Annotated in this window: 21 protein-coding genes; 13 read left to right on the top strand and 8 right to left on the bottom strand. The window is 73.4% G+C overall.

From position 1 onward, the window contains the following. Window positions 1–48 precede the first annotated feature (48 nt). The 6 genes from cobM to cobC are packed head-to-tail and all read left to right on the top strand — an operon-like array spanning window position 49 to window position 6,348. Window positions 49–867 (top strand): precorrin-4 C(11)-methyltransferase, encoded by an 819-nt coding sequence (gene cobM / locus SCK26_RS28640; protein WP_318204220.1) that lies wholly within the window; start codon window positions 49–51, stop codon window positions 865–867. Continuing rightward, a complete protein-coding gene (cbiE, locus tag SCK26_RS28635; protein ID WP_318204219.1) occupies window positions 864–2,099 on the top strand; it encodes a precorrin-6y C5,15-methyltransferase (decarboxylating) subunit CbiE in 1,236 nt (411 codons plus the stop codon). The genes cobM and cbiE overlap by 4 nt, the downstream gene beginning before the upstream one ends. Further along, a complete protein-coding gene (gene cobJ / locus SCK26_RS28630; RefSeq protein WP_318204218.1) occupies window positions 2,096–3,778 on the top strand; it encodes a precorrin-3B C(17)-methyltransferase in 1,683 nt (560 codons plus the stop codon). The genes cbiE and cobJ overlap by 4 nt, the downstream gene beginning before the upstream one ends. Then, window positions 3,775–4,365: a precorrin-8X methylmutase gene (locus SCK26_RS28625; protein WP_318204217.1), complete on the top strand. Its 591-nt coding sequence runs from the start codon at window positions 3,775–3,777 to the stop codon at window positions 4,363–4,365. The genes cobJ and SCK26_RS28625 overlap by 4 nt, the downstream gene beginning before the upstream one ends. After that, entirely contained in the window at window positions 4,362–5,273 is a 912-nt protein-coding gene (locus SCK26_RS28620) for a sirohydrochlorin chelatase (RefSeq protein WP_318204216.1), read from the top strand. Before SCK26_RS28625 ends, SCK26_RS28620 begins: the two co-directional genes overlap by 4 nt. Further along, window positions 5,263–6,348 (top strand): Rv2231c family pyridoxal phosphate-dependent protein CobC, encoded by a 1,086-nt coding sequence (gene cobC, locus SCK26_RS28615; RefSeq protein WP_318204215.1) that lies wholly within the window; start codon window positions 5,263–5,265, stop codon window positions 6,346–6,348. Before SCK26_RS28620 ends, cobC begins: the two co-directional genes overlap by 11 nt. Before the next feature lie 58 nt (window positions 6,349–6,406). On the opposite strand, the gene SCK26_RS28610 is transcribed toward cobC, so the two are convergent. The 5 genes from SCK26_RS28610 to SCK26_RS28590 form a co-directional block, all read right to left on the bottom strand. Continuing rightward, on the bottom strand, window positions 6,407–7,315 hold the full coding sequence (locus tag SCK26_RS28610) for an SCO1860 family LAETG-anchored protein (RefSeq protein WP_318204214.1): 909 nt from the start codon (window positions 7,313–7,315) through the stop codon (window positions 6,407–6,409). Window positions 7,316–7,448: 133 nt separating this feature from the next. Next, a complete protein-coding gene (locus tag SCK26_RS28605) occupies window positions 7,449–8,540 on the bottom strand; it encodes an amidohydrolase family protein (protein ID WP_318204213.1) in 1,092 nt (363 codons plus the stop codon). Window positions 8,541–8,558: 18 nt separating this feature from the next. Continuing rightward, window positions 8,559–9,353 (bottom strand): amino acid ABC transporter ATP-binding protein, encoded by a 795-nt coding sequence (locus SCK26_RS28600; protein WP_318204212.1) that lies wholly within the window; start codon window positions 9,351–9,353, stop codon window positions 8,559–8,561. Next, window positions 9,350–10,183, bottom strand: coding sequence for an amino acid ABC transporter permease (locus tag SCK26_RS28595; RefSeq protein ID WP_318204211.1), 834 nt, complete (start codon window positions 10,181–10,183; stop codon window positions 9,350–9,352). The genes SCK26_RS28600 and SCK26_RS28595 overlap by 4 nt, the downstream gene beginning before the upstream one ends. Further along, a complete protein-coding gene (locus tag SCK26_RS28590) occupies window positions 10,180–11,028 on the bottom strand; it encodes a transporter substrate-binding domain-containing protein (protein ID WP_318204210.1) in 849 nt (282 codons plus the stop codon). The genes SCK26_RS28595 and SCK26_RS28590 overlap by 4 nt, the downstream gene beginning before the upstream one ends. 140 nt (window positions 11,029–11,168) lie before the next feature. Here SCK26_RS28590 and SCK26_RS28585 point away from each other — a divergent pair, with 140 nt between their 5' ends. From SCK26_RS28585 to thpD, 5 genes are all read left to right on the top strand, one after another. After that, a complete protein-coding gene (locus SCK26_RS28585) occupies window positions 11,169–12,269 on the top strand; it encodes a pyridoxal-phosphate-dependent aminotransferase family protein (protein ID WP_318206117.1) in 1,101 nt (366 codons plus the stop codon). Window positions 12,270–12,593: 324 nt separating this feature from the next. Then, the gene (ectA, locus tag SCK26_RS28580; protein WP_318204209.1) at window positions 12,594–13,112 is read left to right on the top strand and encodes a diaminobutyrate acetyltransferase; all 519 of its coding nucleotides are present in this window, start codon (window positions 12,594–12,596) and stop codon (window positions 13,110–13,112) included. 13 nt (window positions 13,113–13,125) lie between these two features. Beyond that, window positions 13,126–14,397, top strand: coding sequence for a diaminobutyrate--2-oxoglutarate transaminase (ectB, locus tag SCK26_RS28575; RefSeq protein WP_318204208.1), 1,272 nt, complete (start codon window positions 13,126–13,128; stop codon window positions 14,395–14,397). 71 nt (window positions 14,398–14,468) lie between these two features. Then, on the top strand, window positions 14,469–14,873 hold the full coding sequence (locus tag SCK26_RS28570) for an ectoine synthase (protein WP_318204207.1): 405 nt from the start codon (window positions 14,469–14,471) through the stop codon (window positions 14,871–14,873). A 5-nt stretch (window positions 14,874–14,878) separates the two neighbouring features. Continuing rightward, window positions 14,879–15,772, top strand: coding sequence for an ectoine hydroxylase (gene thpD, locus SCK26_RS28565; RefSeq protein ID WP_318204206.1), 894 nt, complete (start codon window positions 14,879–14,881; stop codon window positions 15,770–15,772). Window positions 15,773–15,831: 59 nt separating this feature from the next. On the opposite strand, the gene SCK26_RS28560 is transcribed toward thpD, so the two are convergent. The 3 genes from SCK26_RS28560 to SCK26_RS28550 form a co-directional block, all read right to left on the bottom strand. Beyond that, window positions 15,832–16,893: an aminotransferase class V-fold PLP-dependent enzyme gene (locus SCK26_RS28560; protein ID WP_318204205.1), complete on the bottom strand. Its 1,062-nt coding sequence runs from the start codon at window positions 16,891–16,893 to the stop codon at window positions 15,832–15,834. A 97-nt stretch (window positions 16,894–16,990) separates the two neighbouring features. Then, window positions 16,991–17,710, bottom strand: coding sequence for a DsbA family oxidoreductase (locus tag SCK26_RS28555; RefSeq protein ID WP_318204204.1), 720 nt, complete (start codon window positions 17,708–17,710; stop codon window positions 16,991–16,993). Between the two features lie 567 nt (window positions 17,711–18,277). Next, window positions 18,278–19,807, bottom strand: a complete 1,530-nt coding sequence (locus tag SCK26_RS28550) for an aldehyde dehydrogenase (NADP(+)) (RefSeq protein ID WP_318204203.1) — start codon at window positions 19,805–19,807, stop codon at window positions 18,278–18,280. A 149-nt stretch (window positions 19,808–19,956) separates the two neighbouring features. Here SCK26_RS28550 and SCK26_RS28545 point away from each other — a divergent pair, with 149 nt between their 5' ends. Both SCK26_RS28545 and SCK26_RS28540 read left to right on the top strand, forming a co-directional pair. After that, window positions 19,957–20,730, top strand: coding sequence for an IclR family transcriptional regulator (locus SCK26_RS28545; RefSeq protein ID WP_318204202.1), 774 nt, complete (start codon window positions 19,957–19,959; stop codon window positions 20,728–20,730). Window positions 20,731–20,754: 24 nt separating this feature from the next. Next, a complete protein-coding gene (locus SCK26_RS28540; protein WP_318204201.1) occupies window positions 20,755–21,255 on the top strand; it encodes a GNAT family N-acetyltransferase in 501 nt (166 codons plus the stop codon). Window positions 21,256–21,287: the final 32 nt, after the last annotated feature.

The following is a 21,287-nucleotide window of genomic DNA, read 5'->3' as shown; positions in this document are numbered from 1 at the left end:
ACGTCCGACGGCATTCACCGCAGTACTCGTAGGAGAGGACCGATTTCCATGGCCGATGCCACCACCGGCAAGGTGACCTTCGTCGGTGCCGGCCCCGGCGCCGCCGATCTGCTGACGTTCCGTGCCGCGCGGGCCATCGCCGAGGCCGACGTCGTGATCTGGGCCGCGAGCCTGGTCCAGGCGGAGGTCCTCGACCACGCGCGCGAGGGCGCCGAGATCCTGGACTCGGCGGCCATGTCGCTGGAGGACGTCGTCGCGGTGTACCGACGTGCGTTCGAGGAGGGGCTGAAGGTGGCCCGGATCCACTCCGGCGACCCGGCGCTGTGGGGCGGCACGCAGGAGCAGCTGGACCGCTGTCAGGAGATCGGCATCGCGACCGAGGTCGTGCCGGGCGTGTCCTCGTTCTCCGCGGTGGCCGCGCTCGCGCAGCGGGAGCTGACGATCCCGGAGGTCGCGCAGTCCGTGGTGCTGACCCGGCTGGGCGGCGGCAAGACGCCGATGCCGCCCGGCGAGGAGGTGCGCGAGTTCGCCCGGCACGGCACCACCATGGCCGTCTTCCTGTCGGCGGCGCGCAGCGGGCAGCTGGTGCGGGAGCTGCTGGAGGGCGGCTACCCCACGTCCACCCCGGTGGTGATCGCCTACCAGGCGACCTGGCCGGAGGAGCTGGTCGTGCGGTGCACGATCGGCACGCTGGAGGAGACGGTCAAGGAGCACAAGCTCTGGAAGCACACGCTGTTCCTGGTCGGCCCGGCGCTGGACGCGCACGGCACCCGCTCGCACCTGTACCACCCGGGCCACTTCCACGGTTACCGCAAGGCCGATCCCGAGGCGCGGCGGGCCCTGCGGGAGCAGAGGGCGAAGAGTTGATCACGGTCGTCGGCACGGGAACCGGGACGCCGGCCGACCCGGACGTGCTCGCCGGGGCCGCGCTGGTGGTCGGCGGGCGGCGGCACCTGGACGCCGCGGGGCTGCCCGAGGGAATCCGCCGGGTGGTGCTCGGGCCGCTGGCGCCCGCGCTGGACACCGTCGCGGAGTACGTCGGCAAGGAGCTGCCGGTCGTGGTGCTGGCCTCCGGGGACCCGGGGTTCTTCGGGATCGTGCGGGCGCTGGCGGAGCGGTTCGGTGCGGGAGTGCTGGACGTGCGTCCGGGGGTGTCGTCGGTGGCGACGGCGTTCGCCCGGATCGGCCTGCCCTGGGACGACGCGGTGGTGGTGAGCGCGCACGGCCGGGAGCTGCGGACGGCGGTGAACGTGTGCCGGGCGCGGCCGAAGGTGGCGGTGCTGACCGGTCCGGGGGCCGGCCCGGCCGAGCTGGGCGCGGCGCTGCCCGGCGACCGGGTGCTGGTCGTGGCGAGCGCCCTCGGCGATCCCGAGCGCGAGCGCGTGGAGCGGGTGACGGCGGCCGAGGCGGCGGGCCGGGACTGGGGCGCGGCGGTGAGCGTGGTGCTGTGCCTGGACGAGGCGCGGGCGCTCGGCGCGGTGCGGACGGTCGCGGGAGTGCCCGGGGCGCCGGAGCGGTGGGCGCTGGAGGAGGACGCGTTCGCGCACCGCGACTCGATGATCACCAAGTTCGAGGTGCGGGCGCTGGCACTGGCCCGGCTCGGGCCGCGCCTCGGTGACCTGGTGTGGGACGTGGGCGCCGGGTCGGGGTCGGTCGCGGTGGAGTGCGCGCGGCTCGGCGCGGCGGTCGTCGCCGTGGAGAAGGCGGCCGACGGGGCCCGGCGGGTCCGGGCCAACGCGCGCGCCCACGGCGTCGAGGTGGACGTGGTGCACGGTGCGGCGCCGGAGGCGCTGGCGGGGCTGGCGGACGATCCGGACGCGGTGTTCGTCGGCGGCGGGGGCCGGGAGCTGCCGGATGTCGTGGCCGCGTGCGCGCGGCGGGCGCGGCGGACGGTCGTCGTGGCGATGGCCGCGCTGGACCGGGTGCCGGCGGCACGCGCGGCGCTGACGGCGGCCGGGTTCGCCTGCGACGGGGTGCTCCTGCAGTCCTCGCGTCTGGCGCCGCTGCCGGGAGACGTGACCCGGCTGGCGGCCACCAACCCGGTGTTTTTGCTGTGGGGCGTGAGAACCCCGGTGTCTAGTGAAGGAGTTGACCAGTGATCGGCCTGATTTCCGCCACCGCGGCGGGGACGGCGGCGCGGGACCGGCTGGCCGCGGCCTGGCCGGACCGCACGCGGGTGTACGAGGGTCCCGTCAAGGAGGCGGTACGGGCCGCGTTCGCCGAGTGCGAGCAGCTGGTGTGCTTCCTGGCGACGGGCGCGGTGGTGCGGCTGCTCGCGCCGCTGCTGGCCGGCAAGGCGGCCGACCCGGGTGTGGTGTGCGTGGACGAAGGCGGCCGGTTCGCGGTGTCGCTGCTCGGCGGGCACGGCGGCGGCGCCAACGAACTCGCCCGCGAGGTGGGCGCGTTGCTGGGCGCGGAGCCGGTGGTGACGACGGCGACGGACGCCGTCGGGCTGCCCGGTCTGGACACGCTGGGGCTGCCGTACGAGGGTGCGGTGGCGGCGGTGTCCCGGGCGCTGCTGGACGGGGAGCCGGTCGCGCTGGCGGCGGAGGTGGCGTGGCCGCTGCCGCCGCTGCCCCTCGCGCCCGAGGGGGCGTACACGATCCGGGTCACCGACCGGGATGTCGTACCGGGCGAGCGGGAGGTGCTGCTGCGTCCGCCGTCGCTGGTGGTCGGGGTCGGGGCGTCGAAGGGCGCGCCGGCCGAGGAGGTCGTCGGGCTGGTGGAGGCGGCGCTGCGGGAGGCGGGGCTCTCCGCGCGGTCGGTCGCCGAGCTGGCCACCGTGGACGCCAAGGCGGCGGAGCCGGGCATCGTGGCCGCGGCCGAGCGGTTCGGGGTGCCGCTGGTGACGTACTCCGCCGGGGAGCTGGCGGGCGTGGAGGTGCCCCATCCGTCCGAGGCGCCGCTCGCGGCCGTCGGCACGCCGTCGGTGGCGGAGGCCGCCGCCCTGTTGCGCGGCGGCGAACTCCTCGTGCCCAAGCGGAAGTCGGACGCGCGGCCCGCGATGGCGACCTGTGCGGTGGTACGGCGTCCGGCGCGCGGGCGGCTCGCGGTGGTCGGGCTCGGGCCGGGCGCCCGGGACCTGCTCACCCCGCGCGCGGCGGCCGAGCTGCGGCGGGCGTCGGTGCTGGTCGGGCTGGACCAGTACGTGGACCAGATCCGCGATCTGCTGCGGCCCGGCACCCGGGTGCTCCAGTCGGGTCTCGGCGCGGAGGAGGAGCGGGCGCGGACGGCGGTCGCCCAGGCCCGCGAGGGACACGCGGTGGCGCTGATCGGCAGCGGGGACGCGGGCGTGTACGCCATGGCCTCCCCGGCGCTCGCCGAGGCGTCGGACGACATCGACGTGGTCGGGGTGCCCGGGGTGACGGCCGCGCTGGCCGCCGGCGCGATCCTGGGCGCGCCGCTGGGCCACGACCATGTGTCCATCAGCCTTTCCGACCTGCACACGCCGTGGGAGGTCATCGAACGCCGGGTGCGGGCGGCGGCCGAGGCGGACCTCGTCGTCACCTTCTACAACCCGCGCTCCAGGGGCCGCGACTGGCAGCTGCCCAAGGCACTCGGCATCCTCGCCGCGCACCGGGAGCCGGCGACGCCGGTCGGAGTCGTGCGCAACGCGTCCCGGCCGGACGAGTCGAGCCGGGTCACCACGCTGGCCGCGCTGGACCCGGCGACGGTCGACATGATGACGGTCGTCACCGTCGGCAACACGGCCACCCGGATCATCGCGGGCCGCATGGTGACCCCGCGCGGCTACCGCTGGCAGGAGGAGCCGAAGTGAACCGCGTCGTCCATCCGATCGAGGTGGAGTCCTACCGGCGGCTGCGCGCCCGCCTGGACACCTCGCACTTCCCGCCGCTGACCCGGGCGGTGGTGGAGCGGGTCGTCCACTCCGCCGCCGACCTGGAGTACGCGACCGATCTCGTCATGGCCGAGGACGACCTGGTGCGGGCGCACGCCGCGCTGCACGCCGGGGCGCCGGTGGTCGTGGACGTCGAGATGGTGGCCGCCGGGATCACCCGGCGGGAGACCGTCTGCCGGCTGAGGGACGCCGTGGCCGGGCCGGGTCTGACCCGGTCGGCGCACGCGATCCGGCTCGCGTACGAGCAGGTCGGTCCCGGTGCCCTCTGGGTGATCGGCAACGCGCCGACCGCGCTGGAGGAGCTGCTGACCCTGGACGCCGCCCCGGCACTCGTCATCGGGCTGCCCGTCGGCTTCGTCGGCGCGGTCGAGTCCAAGGCCGCGTTGCGCGAGAGCGGACTGCCGGCCGTGAGCAACGTGTCCGAGAAGGGCGGGTCGGCGGTCGCGTCCGCCGCGCTCAACGCCCTGCTGTACCACCCCGTTTCACACTCCGAGGAGACCTCGTGACCACCCCGCCCGCCCTGCTCATCGCCGGCCACGGCACCCGTGACGACGCCGGTGCCGAGGCGTTTCGCGACTTCGTCCGGGAACTGGGGCGCCGCCATCCCGATCTGCCCGTCGCGGGCGGCTTCATCGAGCTGTCCCCGCCGCCGCTCGGCGAGGCCGTCGCCGAACTGGTCGGGCAGGGGGTGCGGCGGTTCGCCGCGGTGCCGCTGATGCTGGTGTCCGCCGGGCACGCCAAGGGCGACATCCCGGCCGCGCTGGCCCGCGAGAAGGAGCGGCACCCGGGCGTCTCGTACACGTACGGCCGTCCGCTGGGCCCGCACCCGGCGCTGCTGAGCGTGCTGGAGCGGCGGCTGGACGAGGTGCTGGACGGTGCGGACCGCGCGGACGTGACGGTGCTGCTGGTGGGGCGCGGCTCCACCGATCCCGACGCCAACGCCGAGGTGTTCAAGGCGGCGCGGCTGCTGTGGGAGGGCCGGGGGTACGCCGGGGTGGAGACGGCGTTCGTGTCGCTGGCGGCGCCGGACGTGCCGAGCGGACTGGACCGGTGCGCGGCGCTGGGCGCGCGGCGGATCGTCGTCCTGCCGTACTTCCTGTTCACCGGCATCCTGCCGGACCGGGTGCGGCAGCAGACCGAGGAGTGGGCCGCCGCGCACCCCGAGGCGAACGTGCGGTCGGCGGATGTCATCGGGCCCGAGCCGGAGTTGCTGGACCTGGTGTGGGAGCGGTACGAGGAGGCCGTCAAGGGCGACCTGCGGATGAACTGCGACTCGTGCGTGTACCGGATCGCGCTGCCGGGGTTCGAGGACAAGGTGGGGCTGCCGCAGCAGCCGCACTTCCACCCGGACGACGACGGCCACCACCACGGGCACCACCATCACGGGGGGCACTCGCACAGCCATGCGCACTGAGCCGAGCGGCGGGTCGGGGCACGATCTGCGGCACCACGGGGACGCCGAGGTCCGGGACGACGGGGCCGGGCTGGTCGACCTCGCCGTCAACGTCCGGGCGGACACGCCCCCGCCGTGGCTGCGGGACGAGATCGCCGGCTCGCTGTCCGCCCTCGCGGCCTACCCGGACGGGCGGGCCGCGCGGGCGGCGGTGGCGGAGCGGCACGGGCTGCCGGTGGAGCGGGTGCTGCTGACGGCGGGTGCCGCGGAGGCGTTCGTGCTGCTGGCGCGCGCGCTGGAGGTACGCCGGCCGGTGGTCGTGCATCCGCAGTTCACGGAGCCGGAGGCGGCGCTGCGGGACGCCGGGCACCGTGTGGACCGGGTGCTGCTGCGGGAGCGGGACGGGTTCCGGCTGGACCCGGCGGCCGTCCCTGAGGACGCCGACCTGGTGGTGATCGGCAACCCGACCAACCCGACGTCGGTCCTGCACCCGGCGCGGACGATCGCCGGGCTCGCCCGTCCCGGCCGGACGCTGGTGGTGGACGAGGCGTTCATGGACGCGGTGCCGGGCGAGCGGGAGGCCCTGGCCGGCCGCACGGACGTCCCCGGGCTCGTCGTCCTGCGCAGCCTGACCAAGACCTGGGGCCTGGCCGGCCTGCGCATCGGCTATGTGCTCGCTCCTCCGGAGATCATCGCGGAACTGGAGCGGGCGCAGCCGCTGTGGCCGGTGTCCACCCCGGCCCTGGCCGCGGCGCGGGCCTGCGTGACCTCCCGGGCCCTGGCCGAGGCGGGCCACGCGGCCCACCGCGTCGCGGGCGACCGGGCACACCTGGTGTCCGGCCTGACCGCGCTCGCGGTCCACGGCGTACGGGTGGTGCAGCCGGCACATGGCCCCTTCGTCCTGGCCCGCGTCCCGAACGCATCCGCGGTCCGCCACCGCCTCCGCGCCCTCGGCTACGCGGTCCGCCGCGGCGACACCTTCCCGGGCCTGGACGAGAACTGGATCCGCCTGGCCGTACGCGACCGCACGACGGTGAACGCCTTCCTGAGGGCCCTCTCGGCCGCGCTCCTCTCCCCCGTCGAGCCGGCTCCCTGACCGAGCGCGGGTCACCGGCCGGAAAGCGGCCCGGGGGCCGGTGAGGCCCCCGGGGCCGTCAGCGCCTCCTGCGGCGGGCCAGGGTCAGCGCTCCTCCGCCCGCCAGGAGCAACGCCAGGGCGCCGCCCGCGAGGTACGGGGTCGCCGGGTTGCCGCCCGTTTCCGCGAGGTCGGCTTCCGACGGGGCGCCCTGGGGGCGGGGGCCGGCGGCCGGGTCGTGGCTCGCGGCCGGCTCGGTGGCGGGCGGGGCCGTCGGGGACTCGCAGGTGGCCTCGGCCAGGGTGAGCGTGCCCTCGACCTCGGCGACATTGAGCTTCAAGGGGTTGACGGAGACCTTGAGTTCGAGGGCGGTCGCGGCGGCCGTCCGGGTCGTCGTGGTGTGGCGGGACAGGTCGAGGCGGACCTCGCCGACGCCGGGCACCTTCACCTCGGCGGGGCCGCCGGCGGTCAGGGTGACGCGGGTGCCGAGGACGGTGACGGTGCCGAGGACGTTCGCGGCGGCGGTGGGCGCCTCACCGGCCGCGCAGGTGGCCTTCGCGGTGATCGCGTCGGCCTCGATCAGGGACAGCAGCGGCAGCCCGGGGACGTGCAGCCGGGCGTGGGCGACGTTGACCGAGCCCTCGGCGCGCCGGGCGGTGACCGTGGCCTTCGACTCGGCGACGTCCGCGCCGAGCACGGTGAACGGCCTGCCGCCGTCGACGCCGTCGAGCCGGGCGGACAGCGCCGTGCGGTCCGCGCTGCGCGGTGCCCGGACCTCGTCGAGGGAGACCGCGAGCGGGACGTTCACGGTCTTGTTCAGCAGGGACACGTCGAGCGCGGTGCGCAGCACGACGGCGGAGGCGCGGCCGTGGCCGGTGGTCGCGTGCGCGCTGCCCGCGCCCAGGACCACGGGCGCCGCGGTGAGGAGGGCGGCCGTCGCGAGGGCGAGCGGACGGCGTGCGGGCATGCGGAAGTTGTTGCTGTTCAAGGCGGTGGGACCCCCAGAAGGAATTGCTTGGGACCCGTCAACCTTGTCCCCGGTGTGGGTGAACGGTCAGCGTTCCAGGGCTACTTCACCCGAACGTGAATACCCCGCACGGCGATTCGAATCAGACGCTCGTCTACTCGACGACCCGCCCGTTCAGCACCACCCGGCGCGGCGCCGCCAGCACCCGTACGTCGGCCCGCGGATCGGTCTCGTACACCACCAGGTCGGCGGGCGCGCCCTCCTCCAGTCCGGGCCGGCCGAGCCAGGCGCGGGCGCCCCAGGCCGTCGCCGACAGCGCCTCGACGGGCGGGATGCCGGCGGTGACCAGTTCGGCGACCTCCTCGGCGACCAGACCGTGGGCCAGCGAGCCGCCGGCGTCCGTGCCGACGTAGACCGGGATGCCTGCGTCGTAGGCGCCGCGCACGGTGTCGTAACGCCGTTCGTGCAGCCGGCGCATATGGGCGGACCAGCGCGGGAACTTCCGCTCGCCGTCCTGCGCGAGCTTCGGGAAGGTGCCGATGTTGACGAGGGTGGGCACGATGGCGACGCCCCGCTCGGCGAACAGCGGGATCAGGTCCTCGCTCAGCCCGGTCGCGTGCTCGACGCAGTCGATGCCCGCCTCGACCAGGTCGCGCAGCGAACTCTCGGCGAAACAGTGCGCGGTGACCCGGGCGCCGAGCCGGTGGGCCTCGGCGATGGCCGCTTCCACCGCCTCGCGGGGCCAGCAGGGCGCGAGGTCGCCGAGGTCGCGGTCGATCCAGTCGCCGACCAGCTTGACCCAGCCGTCGCCGCGCCGGGCCTCCCGGGCGACGTGGGCGACCAGGTCGTCCGGTTCGATCTCCCAGGCGTAGTTGCGGATGTAGCGGCGGGTGCGGGCGATGTGCCGGCCCGCCCGGATGATCTTCGGCAGGTCGGCGCGGTCGTCGATCCAGCGGGTGTCGGAGGGCGAGCCGGCGTCCCGGATCAGCAGGGTGCCCGCGTCCCGGTCGGTGAGCGCCTGCTTCTCGGCGGTCTCGGCGTCGACGGGGCCGTGCGCGTCCAGGCCGACGTGGCAGTGCGCGTCGACCAGGCCGGGCAGGGCCCAGCCGGTGACGGTCCGCACGTCCCGGGCTCCGGCGGGGCGGTCGTAGGAGATCCGGCCCCCGACCACCCACAGCTCGTCCCGGACGTCGTCCGGACCGGCCAGGACGCGTCCCTTCACCTGCAGCACGGCGCCATCGCTCATGCACCGCACCCTAACGGCCTACGGCTCGGACCCGCCCACCCGGCCGGAGGTGTCCTCCTCCACCTCGGCCATCGCCGGGTCCAGCAGCCGGGACAGGAAGTGCCGGGTGCGTTCGTGGCCCGGGTCTCCGATGACCCGCTCGGGGCTGCCGTCCTCGACGATCACTCCGCCGTCCATGAAGACGACCCGGTCGGCGACCTCGCGGGCGAAGGACATCTCGTGGGTGACGACCATCATCGTCATGCCCTCCCGGGCGAGCATGCGCATGACGGCGAGGACGTCGCCGACCAGCTCGGGGTCGAGCGCGGAGGTCGGCTCGTCGAAGAGCATCACCTCGGGGCCCATGGCGAGCGCGCGGGCGATGGCGACGCGCTGCTGCTGGCCGCCGGAGAGCGAGGCCGGGTAGGCGTCCGCCTTCTCGGCGAGGCCGACCCGGGCCAGGTTCTCGGCGGCGATCCGCGCGGCGGTCGCCTTGTCCCGCCGAAGGACCCGGCGCTGGGGCAGCGTGAGGTTCTCGGTGACGCTCAGGTGCGGGAAGAGGTTGAACTGCTGGAAGACCATGCCGATACGGCGGCGTACGGCGTCGATGTCGACGTCGGGGTCGGTCACCTCGGTGCCGCCGACGAAGACCTGGCCCTTGGTGGGCTCCTCCAGCAGGTTCACGCAGCGCAGCAGCGTCGACTTGCCGGAGCCGGAGGGGCCGATGACGCAGACGACCTCGCCCTGGCCGATCTCCAGGTCGATGCCGCGCAGCACCTCGTTGTCGCCGAAGGACTTGTGCAGTCCGCGGACCTCGATCTCGGGGCGGGTCACCGGATCGCCTCCTGGGCCTTGGTCTCCATGCGGCGGACGACGAAGCTGAGCGGGACGGTGACCAGCAGGTAGCACAGGCCCGCGACCAGGATCGGCGTGGAGTTGGCGGTCGTACTGGCCAGGTCCCGGCCGAACTTGGACAGTTCCCGTTCCTCCAGGGTGACCCCGAGGAACAGCACCAGCGAGGAGTCCTTGAACAGCAGGACGAGTTCGTTGGTGAGCGGCGGCAGGATGATCCGGAACGCCTGCGGGATGATGATCGAGACCATGGCCTTCGCCGGCGAGAAGCCGAGCGAACGGGCCGCCTCCAGCTGTCCCTTGGGCACGGCCTGGATGCCGGCGCGGATGGTCTCGGCCATGTAGGCGGCCGAGACCAGGCCGAGCGCGAGGGCGACCTTGCCGTAGGTGCCGCCGGGGATCTCCGTGCCCGGGAACGCGAGCGGAACGGCCACGCCGACGAAGATGAAGATCAGCAGGGCGGGCAGGCCGCGGAAGATCTCGATGTAGACGCTCGCCAGCCAGCGGTAGGGGCCCACGGAGGACAGCCGCATCAGCGCGATGACCATGCCGAGGACCAGCCCGACGACGAAGCCGGACAGCGTGTACAGCACGGTGTTCTTCAGCGCCAGCGTGATGACGTCCGGGAACATCTGCCGCGCGATGTCGGCCTGGGCGAACTGGTTCTTCAGCCGGCCCCAGTCGGCCGTGGCCGCGAAGGCGATCACGGCGGCGGCGAAGACGGCGTACTGCGCGCCTCGCGACAAAGCGCGCTTCTGCCGCCGGGTCAGTCCCTTCTTCTTCGGCTGGAGGGGTGTGTCCGTGTCGGTCATGAGGCGGCGGGAGAGGCGACGGACGCCTCGTACGGGCCGATCCACTTCTCGTAGATCTTCTTGTAGGTGCCGTCGGCCTTGGCCTGCCCCAGCGCCTTGTTGATGGCGTCGCGCAGCGCCGTGTTGCCCTTCTTGACGGTGAAGCCGTACTGCTCGCCGGTCTTGAGGTTGTCGACGACCTTGAACTGGTCCGCGTTGGCCTTGTCCTTCAGCCAGCCCTGGACGACCGGGTAGTCGATGACGACGGCCTTGACCTGGCCGGTGCGCAGACCGTTGAGGACGGCGTCGGAGGACTCGAAGGAGATCGGGTCGTAGCCCTTGCCCTTCACGTAGTCCTCGCCCGTGGTCTGCGCCTGGGCGCCGAGCTTCTTGCCCTTGGCCTTGACGTCGGCGAGCGAGGTGAGGCCGCTGTCCTTGGCGACGAGGACGGCCTGGGTCGCCTCGAAGTACGGGTCGGAGAAGTCGACGTTCTTCTTGCGCTCGTCGGTGATGGTCATGCCGGCGGCGGCCAGGTCGCACTCGCCGGAGTTCAGGAAGGCGCCGGTCTTGAAGTTCTCGAAGGGCGTGTCGAGGATCTTCTGCTCGACACCGAGGTCCTTGGCGACGAGGTCGATCAGGGCGACGTCGAAGCCCTGCACCTTGCCGTCGATCTCCGACTGGAACGGCGGGTACGGAAGGTGGGTGCAGGTGGTCAGCCGGCCGGCCTTGGCCAGGTGGACGCCCTTGACGGTGGTCTTGCCGCTTCCCCCGCCGTCGTCCGAGGAGCAGCCGGCCACGAGCGCGAGCCCGGCCGTCACGGTGATGGCTGCCAGAGCGCGGGTCCGGCGTCCGAGGAGCGTTGTCATGGGGGGAATCTCCCGGTAGGGGAACAATGGGTTCCGATTATAAGGAAAAGTTTGAGCCCCTCAAATCAAACCCATGGTAACGGAGCCGCTGCACCTAAGATCGAGAGAATCGACTTCCGCGTATGAAGAGAGAGCACGCCGTGACCCATCCCTTCCTCGACCTGCCCCCGCTCGGTGCCGAGCGCTTCGCCGCCATCGAGGACGGCGTGGCCCGGCTGCTGGACACCCGGCAGGACGTCCTGATCACCCAGGGCGAGGCGCTGCTGCCCCTGGAGGGCGCGATCCGCGCGGCGGCCGGCCCGGGCACGGTGGCGCTGAACGTGATCACCGGTCCGTACGGGCAGACCTTCGGCGACTGGCTGCGGGACGCCGGTGCCACCGTGCACGACCTCGCCGTCCCCTTCCACACGGCGGTGACCGCCGGACGGATCCGGGAGGCGTTCGCCGAGCACCCGGAGATCGACTTCGTGTCGCTGGTGCACGCCGAGGCGGCGACCGGCAACACCAACCCGGTCGCGGAGATCGGCGAGGCGGTGCGGGAGCAGGGCGCCCTTTTCTATCTGGACGCGGTGGCGTCCGTGGGCGCGGAGCCGGTGCTGCCGGACGTGTGGGGCGTGGACCTGTGCGTGATCGGGGCGCAGAAGGCGATGGGCGGTCCGGCGGGCGTGTCGGCGATCTCGGTGAGCGAGCGGGCGTGGGCCCGGATGGCCGCCAACCCGAACGCCCCGCGCCGCTCCTATCTGTCCCTGCTGGACTGGAAGGAGCGCTGGATCGACGCCGGCCGCAAGGCGCTGCCGCACGCGCCGGCCCAGCTGGAGATGCTGGCGCTCCAGGCGTGCCTGGAGCGGATCGAGTCGGAGGGGCTGGAGACGGTGATGGCGCGGCACCGGCGCGCGGCGCGGGCCGCGCGGGACGGCGCGCTGGCGCTGGGCGGGGGCCTGGAGCCGTATGTGTACGAGGAGCGGGACGCGGCGCCGGTCGCCACGACGCTGCGGGCGCCCTCCGGCGTGGCGGCGTCGGACCTGGTGGCGCGGGCCCTGGAGAGCGATCCCGCGCTGCCGCTGGCGGCCGGGGGCGGGGCGCTGGCCAAGGAGATGATCCGGGTCAACCACTACGGCCGGGACGCGACGCCGGGCGCGGTGCAGGGTTCGCTGGCGGCGCTGGGCGCGGCGCTCGCGGAGCTGGGCGTGCCGGTCGATCCGGCCGCCGCCCGCCGGGCCGTGGAGAACGCCTGGCGTTAGCCGTCGGTCGCGGTTCCCGGGGGCTCCGCTCCCGGGAACTTTTTTATGCCCGGACGTTATCGAAACCCACTCCATTTCAATTTCACAATTCCCGCAAATTCTCCGGACGGTAGCTTCCCGTCTTCTTCTGCCCGCTTTTTGCAGAGCTAAACGGGCAACTTTTCCAGTGAGTTTCCGGGGCATTTCAGGCTGTGACACGTTCCACAGCAAAGGTGATTCGTCCCGTTTTTCCCAGGGACATTACGGACATTAGTCCCCGGCGTCACAGAGACCTCGCCTCGACTCCCGTGCATTTTCGAATTCACCTCGCTAAATTCGTGCCGCATGACCGCCGCACCCGCAGACCTGCTCATCGACCATCCGGCGGCCCGCGACGGGGCCGCGCTCTGGCGTATCGCCAAGGACTCGAAAACCCTCGATCTGAACTCGTCCTACAGCTATCTGCTGTGGTGCCGGGACTTCGCCGGCACCTCGGTGGTGGCCCGTGGTGCGGACGGGGAGCCGGTCGGCTTCGTCACCGGATACCTGCGGCCCGGCCGTCCCCGCACCCTGCTCGTCTGGCAGGTGGCCGTCGACTCCGCGCACCGGGGCCACGGCATCGCCGGGAGGCTGCTGGACGCACTGACCGCGCGGCTCGCCGCCGAGCACGGCATCACCGAGCTGGAGACCACCATCACCCCCGGCAACACCGCCTCCGAGCGCCTGTTCACCTCGTTCGCCGAGCGGCACGGCGCACGGGTCACCCGCGAGGTGCTGTTCCCCGCCGACCTGTTCCCGGGCGGCTCGCACGACCCCGAAGTCCTGTACCGCATCGGCCCGCTGACCGAGTCCACCGCCCTGTGAGGAGCGTTTCACCGTGACCATCACCCAGCCCGACCTGAGCGTGTTCGAGACCCTCGAATCCGAGGTACGCAGCTACTGCCGCGGCTGGCCCGCCGTCTTCGACCGGGCCCAGGGCAGCCGGATGTACGACGAGGACGGCCACGCCTACCTCGACTTCTTCGCCGGTGCCGGATCACTCAACTACGGCCACAACAACCCGGTACTGAAACGGGCGCTGCTCGACTATCTGGAACGGGACGGCGTCACGCACGGCCTGGACATGTCGACCACGGCCAAGCGGACCTTCCTGCGCACCTTCCAGGACCTGGTGCTGCGCCCGCGCGACCTGCCGTACAAGGTGATGTTCCCGGGGCCGACGGGCACCAACGCGGTGGAGTCCGCGCTGAAGCTGGCCAGGAAGGTGAAGGGCCGCGAGGCGGTCGTGTCGTTCACCAACGCCTTCCACGGCATGTCGCTGGGCTCGCTCGCCGTCACCGGCAACGCCTTCAAGCGGGCCGGCGCCGGCATCCCGCTGGTGCACGGCACGCCGATGCCGTTCGACAACTACTTCGACGGCACGGTGCCGGACTTCCTGTGGTTCGAGCGGCTGCTCCAGGACCAGGGCTCCGGACTGGACAAGCCCGCCGCGGTGATCGTGGAGACCGTGCAGGGCGAGGGCGGCATCAACGTCGCGCGGCCCGAGTGGCTGCGCGCGCTGAAGGAGCTGTGCGAGCGGCAGGACATGCTGCTGATCGTCGACGACATCCAGATGGGCTGCGGCCGCACCGGCGCCTTCTTCTCCTTCGAGGAGGCGGGCATCACCCCGGACATCGTCACCGTCTCCAAGTCGATCAGCGGCTACGGCCTGCCGATGTCGCTGTGCCTGTTCCGGCCGGAGCTGGACGTCTGGGAGCCGGGCGAGCACAACGGCACCTTCCGCGGCAACAACCCGGCGTTCGTCACCGCCACCGCCGCCCTGGAGACGTACTGGACCGACGGCTCGGCCATGGAGAAGCAGACCCGCGCCCGCGGTGAGCAGGTCGAGCGGGCCCTGGTCTCCATCACCGAGGAGAACCTCGCGGACGTCAAGGAGTACCGCGGGCGCGGCCTCGTCTGGGGCCTGGAGTTCCACGAGAAGGACCGGGCCGCGCGGGTCGCCCGGCGCGCCTTCGAACTGGGGCTGCTGATCGAGACGTCCGGCCCGCAGGGCGAGGTCGTCAAGCTGCTGCCCGCGCTCACCGTGACCCCCGAGGAGCTGGACGAGGGCCTGAGCGTCCTCGCCCGCTCCGTCCGCGAAACCGCCTAGAAACCGCCTGAGAACCGAGAACCGCCTGGAGACCGCCTGGCACGGGCCGGGCAAGGAGGAAGAGCACCACCGTGATCGTCCGATCGTTCAAGGAGATCGAGGGCACCGACCGTCATGTGAAGGCGGCGTCGGGCACCTGGGAGAGCAAGCGGATCGTCCTGGCCCGGGAGCGGGTCGGCTTCTCCCTGCACGAAACGATTCTGTACGCCGGGACCGAGACGTCGATGTGGTACGCCAACCACATCGAGGCCGTCGTCTGCACCCGGGGCGAGGCCGAACTCACCGACCAGGAGACCGGGAAGACGTACACCATCACGCCCGGCACCATGTACCTCCTCGACGGGCACGAGCGGCACACGCTGCGCGTCAAGGAGGACTTCCACTGCATCTGCGTGTTCAACCCGCCGGTCACCGGCCGGGAGGACCACGACGAGAACGGCGTCTACCCCCTGCTCACCGAGCCCGAGGAGGTGTGAGGACCATGACCACCGCCACCGTGAGGGATCTCTACCCGACCCGCGGCACCACCGAGGTGACCGTCCCCCGCCAGGACCCCGTCGTCTGGGGCGCCCCGGACACCCCGGGCCCGATCGCGACCGCCGACCTCCAGGCGTACGAGCGCGACGGCTTCCTCGCCGTCGACGAGCTGATCGGTCCGGACGAGGTCGAGGTCTGCAAGCGCGAGCTGGACCGGCTGGTCTCCGACCCGGCGATCCGCGCCGACGAGCGCTCCATCGTGGAGCCGAAGTCGAAGGAGATCCGCTCGGTCTTCGAGGTCCACCGGATCAGCGAGGTGTTCGCGAACCTGGTGCGCGACCCGCGAGTGGTGGGCCGCGCCCGCCAGATCCTCGGCTCGGACGTGTACGTCCACCAGTCCCGGATCAACGTCAAGCCGGGCTTCGGCGCGAGCGGCTTCTACTGGCACTCGGACTTCGAGACCTGGCACGCCGAGGACGGCCTGCCGAACATGCGCACGGTGTCCGTCTCCATCGCGCTGACCGAGAATCACGACACCAACGGCGGCCTGATGATCATGCCGGGTTCGCACCGGACGTTCCTCGGCTGCGCCGGTGCCACGCCGAAGGACAACTACAAGAAGTCCCTCCAGATGCAGGACGCGGGCACCCCGTCCGACGAGGCGCTGACCTCGCTGGCGGGCGAGTACGGCATCAGGCTGTTCACCGGCAAGGCCGGCTCGGCGACCTGGTTCGACTGCAACGCCATGCACGGCTCCGGCGACAACATCACGCCGTTCCCGCGCAGCAACGTCTTCATCGTGTTCAACAGCGTGGAGAACACGGCGGTCGAGCCGTTCGCGGCCCCGGTGCGCCGGCCGGAGTTCATCGGCGCCCGGGACTTCACGCCGGTGCGGTAGCCGCCCCGGACACCGGGCCGGGACCTCCCGTGTGGGACGGGGGTCCCGGCCCGGCCGTGTCAGCCGGACAGCCTCTCCAGCAGGCGGTCCACGTCCTCGGCCGTGTTGTAGAGGTGGAAGGCCGCGCGCAGGTTGCCCGCGCGGTCGGAGACCTCGATGCCCGCCTCGCTCAGCTCCCGCTGCCGGGCGCCCAGTCCGGGCACCGAGACGATCGCCGAGCCCGGGGCCGGGACCGGTTCGTGGCCGAGGCGGGCGAGCCCCGCGCGGAACCGGTCGGCGAGCGCGGTGTCGTGGGCGTGGATCGCGGACACGCCCAGTTCCTCGACGAGTTCGAGGGAGCGGCGCAGTCCGGCGAAGGTGAACAGGGCGTGGGTGAGGTCGAACCGCCGGGCCGACTGGGCGAGTTCGGCGACCGGGCCGTAGCAGCTGTCCCACGGACGCTCGGCCGCGACCCAGCCCGCGAGCACCGGCGTGAGTCCGCCGAAGTCCTCGGGGACGGTGAGGAAGGCGGCGCCGTGCGGGCCCAGCAGCCACTTGAAGGCGACGCTCGCGGTGAAGTCGTAGGCGTCCGCCTCGACGGGCAGCCAGCCGGCGGCCTGGGAGAAGTCGACGTAGGTGCGGGCGCCGTGGGCGCGGGCGGCCTCGCGCAGGGCGGGCAGGTCGGCGAGCCGGCCGTCGGCGGACTGCACGGCGCTGACCGCGACGAGCGCGGTGCCCGGCCGGACGGACTCGGCGATCCGCTCCAGCGGGACCGTGCGGATCTTGAGGTCGCCGCGGACGTGGAACGGGTTGAGCACGGACGTGAAATCGCCTTCGGCGGTGAGGACTTCGGCACCCGCGGGCAGCGCGGCGGCGATCACACCGGTGTGCGCGGCGACGGAGGCGCCGGCCGCGACCCGGCCGGCCGGCACCCCGGCGAGCCGGGCGAACGCGGCCCGGCTCGCCTCCACGTCCTCGTACAGCGGGGTCAGCGGCCGGCCCTCGGCCCGCAGCAGTGCCGCCTCCTGGAGGGCGGCGACGGCGCGGGCCGGCAGCAGGCCGTTGCTCGCGGTGTTGAGATAGGTGCCCCGAGGGCGGAACTCGGCGCGGACGAGGCGGTCGAACGTCTCCGTGGTCTGCATGGGACCACTCTGCGACGCCCGGAACTCCCCGTCCATTGCCGATGTTCGCGTGGCGGCCCTTAGGCGCGCTTATACGTCGGCCCTCACCTGCGGTTTCTCAGCCGTGCTGCGGAACCGCGCAGCCGTCGGGACCGCAGGCGTCGCTGTCGCCCCCGCCGACCAGCCGCAGCGCGGGGCGCTCGCCCCAGGCCTGGGTCAGCGCCTGGGTGAAGACCTCGGCGGGCTGGGCGCCGGAGACGCCGTACTTGCGGTCGAGGACGAAGAACGGCACGCCGGTGGCGCCGAGCCGGGCGGCCTCGTCCTCGTCGGCGCGGACCTCGTCGGCGTAGGCGTCCGGGTCGGCGAGGACGGCGCGGGCGGCCTCGGCGTCGAGTCCGGCCTCGGCGGCCAGCTCCACCAGGCGCGCGTCGCCCTCGGTGAAGACGGACCGCTCCTCGGCGAAGTTGGCCCGGTACAGGAGCTGGATCAGCGCGTCCTGCCGGCCGTGCTCCTTGGCGAAGTGCAGCAGGCGGTGCATGTCGAAGGTGTTGCCGTGGTCGCGGTCCCGGGTGCGGTAGTCCAGGCCCTCGGCGGCGGCCTGGGCGCCGAGGTTGTCCTCGCCGGCCTGGGCCTGGGCCTCGCTCATGCCGTACTTCCTGGTCAGCATGGTGATCACCGGCTGGACATCGTCCTTGGCGCGGCCCGGGTCCAGCTCGAAGGAGCGGTGCACCACCTCGACCTCGTCGCGGTGCGGGAAGGCATTCAGCGCCTTCTCGAAGCGGGCCTTGCCCACGTAGCACCACGGGCAGGCGATGTCGCTCCAGATCTCGACGCGCATGTCTTCGGCTCTCTTCAAGGTCGTACGGCCACGGGGGATCTCCACGGGCCGGGAACATGAACGTTCAAGCAGCCCTCCGCATTCCCGTACCGGCGCTCCGGCCGCGCGCGTACGCCATCGACGTCACGGTGTCCACGCCCGCCTCGCCGGCCCGGTGGCGGGCGGGATGCCGGCCACGTGGTGGGACCGGCGGGCCTGTTCGCCGTGGACGCGGGGACACCGGCCGCCGGGGTGGCCGTGCCGGCGGTGCCGAGGGCGGCCGGTGTCGCGCCGGCCGTCCCGGCGCTCGCCACGGTGATGACGGACGCCGTGCGGGCGGGGCCGGCCGCCGGGGCGCTCGACGCGGCCCGGCAGATCTCCGGCGGGCCCGGCGTCGCTGTGTTCGGCGCCCTGGCGGCCGGCGGTTTCGCCGCCGGGCCGCGGGCGGCCCGGCCGATGGCGGCGGCCCCGCTCGCCCTGACGTTCCTGCTCGGCTGCCGGCGGGTGACCGCTCCAGCCGCCCGTGGAAGCGGCGGGGGCGGACGGGTCACCACGCCGGCCAACCGTCCGACCAGCAGAGCGGGCCGGTTACCGCTCCAGCCGCCCGTTGAAGCGGCGGGGCAGGCCGAGGGGGTTGTCGTCCTTCAGCTCGGCCGGCAGCAGGGCCTCCGGCGCGTTCTGGTAGGCGACCGGCCGCAGCCACCGCTCGATGGCGGTGCCGCCCACGGACGTCGAGGTGGAGGTGGTCGCCGGGTAGGGACCGCCGTGGTGCTGGGCCGGTGCCACGGCGACCCCGGTCGGCCAGCCGTTGACCAGCACGCGTCCGGCCAGCGGGGTCAGCTCGGCGAGCAGCTCCGGCCCCCGGCCCTGGCCCGCGGCCTCCTGCGCGGAGAGCTGGACCGTCGCGGTGAGGTTGCCCGGCAGCCGGGACAGGACGGTCTTGGCCTCCTGCTCGTCGGTGTAGCGGGCCACCACGGTGACCGGCCCGAAGCACTCCTCCAGGAGCACGTCGTGGTCGCCCTCCTCCGCCAGCTTGGCCGCCGGCACGGTGAGGAAGCCCGCGCTGACCGTGTGCTCGCCGCCCTCGCCCGGGGTGACGGGCGCGTCCACGTCCGGCAGCTGGGCGCGTTCGGCCACCCCGGCGACGAAGTTGTCCCGCATGCGGTGGTCGAGCAGCACCCCGGCGTCGGTGCCGGCGACGGCGTCGGCCAGGGCCTTCACCAGTTGGTCGCCGCCCGCGCCGGAGGGCACCAGCACCAGGCCGGGCTTGACGCAGAACTGGCCGACGCCGAGGGTCATCGACCCGGCGAGCCCGCCGCCGATCTCCTCGGCCCGCTCGGCCGCGGCGGCCTCGGTCACCAGGACCGGGTTCAGCGAGCCGAGTTCGCCGTGGAACGGGATCGGCACCGGACGCGCGGCGGCGGCGTCGAACAGCGCCCGGCCGCCGCGGATCGAGCCGGTGAAGCCGGCGGCGGCGACCAGCGGGTGCCTGATCAGTTCGAGGCCCGCCTCGAAGCCGTGCACCAGGCCGACGACACCCTCGGGGATGCCGTGCGCGGCGGCGGCCTCGCGCAGCACCCCGGCGACCCGCTCGGACAGCGCCGGGTGGTCGGGGTGGGCCTTGACCACGACCGGGCAGCCCGCGGCGAGCGCGCTCGCGGTGTCGCCGCCGGCGACGGAGAAGGCGAAGGGGAAGTTGGAGGCCGAGTAGACGGCGACGACGCCGAGCGGCACCTTGTAGCGGCGCAGGTCGGGCACGGGCGGGGTCGCGGTGTCGTCGGGGTGGTCGATGACGACGTCGAGGAAGGCGCCTTCGTCGACGATGTCCGCGAAGGCCCGCAACTGGTACGCCGTCCGGGCGAGTTCGCCGGTCAGCCGGACCTGGCCGAGGGCGGTCTCGGCGTCGGCGGTCTCGACCAGGCCGTCCCGGGCCGCCTCCAGGCCCGCGGCGGCCGAGCGCAGGAAGGCGGCGCGGACCGCGCGGTCGGCGAGCGCCTCGCGCGCCGCCTGTGCCGCGCGGACCGCCGCGTCGACCTCCTGGGCTGTGGCCTCGGCCGCAACCTGTTCACGCTGCTTCCCGGTGCGCGGGTCGACACTCCAGACTGGTGCTGCTGCCACCGCGGGTCCCTCCCAAAAAGGCCGCACTATCCCGAACCATGCGCGTCACCCCTCGGCTGCGTTCGATATACTGAACGCCGTCTCTGATGATGAACGCTGCTCGGAGACTATATATCTCAGGTCCTCGTCGAACGAAGGGGTCAAGGGCGATGACGGCAGGCGACACAGGGGGCGGGGCGCAGGTCAAGTCCGCGGTACGGACCGTGGAACTGCTCGAGTACTTCGCCGGCCGGCCCGGTATGCACTCCCTCGCGGCCGTCCAGGAGGCCGTGGGTTATCCCAAGTCCAGCCTCTACATGCTGCTGCGCACGCTGGTGGAGCTGGGCTGGGTGGAGACGGACGCCACGGGCACGCGGTACGGCATCGGGGTGCGGGCGCTGCTCGTGGGCACCTCCTACATCGACGGCGACGAGGTGGTGGCCGCCGCCCGGCCCACTTTGGACCGGCTCTCCGACGACACCACGGAGACCATCCACCTGGCCCGGCTCGACGGCACCAACGTGGTCTATCTGGCCACCCGCCAGTCCCAGCACTACCTGCGGCCCTTCACCCGGGTCGGCCGCCGGCTGCCCGCCCACTCCACCTCCCTCGGCAAGGCGATCCTCGCCACCTACACCGACGAGCAGGTGCGCAAGCTGCTGCCTCAGACGCTGCCGGCGCTCACCGAGCACACCATCACCGACCGGGAGCGGCTGATCGAGGAGCTGCGCCAGGTCCGGGAGCAGGGCTTCGCCGTCGACCGCGAGGAGAACACGCTGGGCCTGCGCTGCTTCGGCGTGGCCATCCCGTACCGCACGCCCGCGCGGGACGCCATCAGCTGCTCGGTCCCGGTGGCCCGGCTGACCCCGGCCCACGAGCAGATGGTCAAGGACGCGCTGTTCGACGCGCGGGACCGGCTGACGCTGGCGACCCGCCGGCTCTGAGCCGGGAGCCGTAGGCTCGGTCGTATGGAGATCGCGCTGCGCGCCGTCCGGGACAGTGACGTGCCGGTGTTCCACCGCCAGATGACCGACCCGGAGGCCCTCCGGATGGCCGCGTTCGGCCCGGAGGGCCCCTCCCGCCCGGAGGACTTCGCGGCCTACTGGCGGCGGCTGCGCGCCACCTGCGCCGTGCTGCGCACGGTCCTGGCCGACGGGGCGGTGGCGGGCAACGCGGCGGTGTACGGAGCGGCCGGCGAGCGCGAGGTGACGTACTGGATCGACCGCGCGTACTGGGGCCGGGGCGTGGCGACGGCCGCGCTGCGGGCCCTGCTCGCCGAGGTCCCCGAACGGCCGCTGTACGCACGCGCGGCGGCGGACAACGCGGGGTCGCTGCGCGTGCTGGAGAAGTGCGGGTTCCGCGAGGCGGCCCGGGCGCGCGGGTTCGCGAACGGACGGGGCGCGGAGATCGAGGAGGTCGTCCTCGTCCTTCAGGGCGCCGCGGACCGGCCCGGAGCGGCGGCGTCCTGAAGGCCGGGGCCGTCCCTTCCCGGGCACGGAGC

Origin of the sequence: Streptomyces sp. SCL15-4, from assembly GCF_033366695.1 — a bacterium.
In the GTDB taxonomy this organism is placed as follows: domain Bacteria; phylum Actinomycetota; class Actinomycetes; order Streptomycetales; family Streptomycetaceae; genus Streptomyces.
This window is presented reverse-complemented; position numbering and strand designations above follow the sequence as displayed.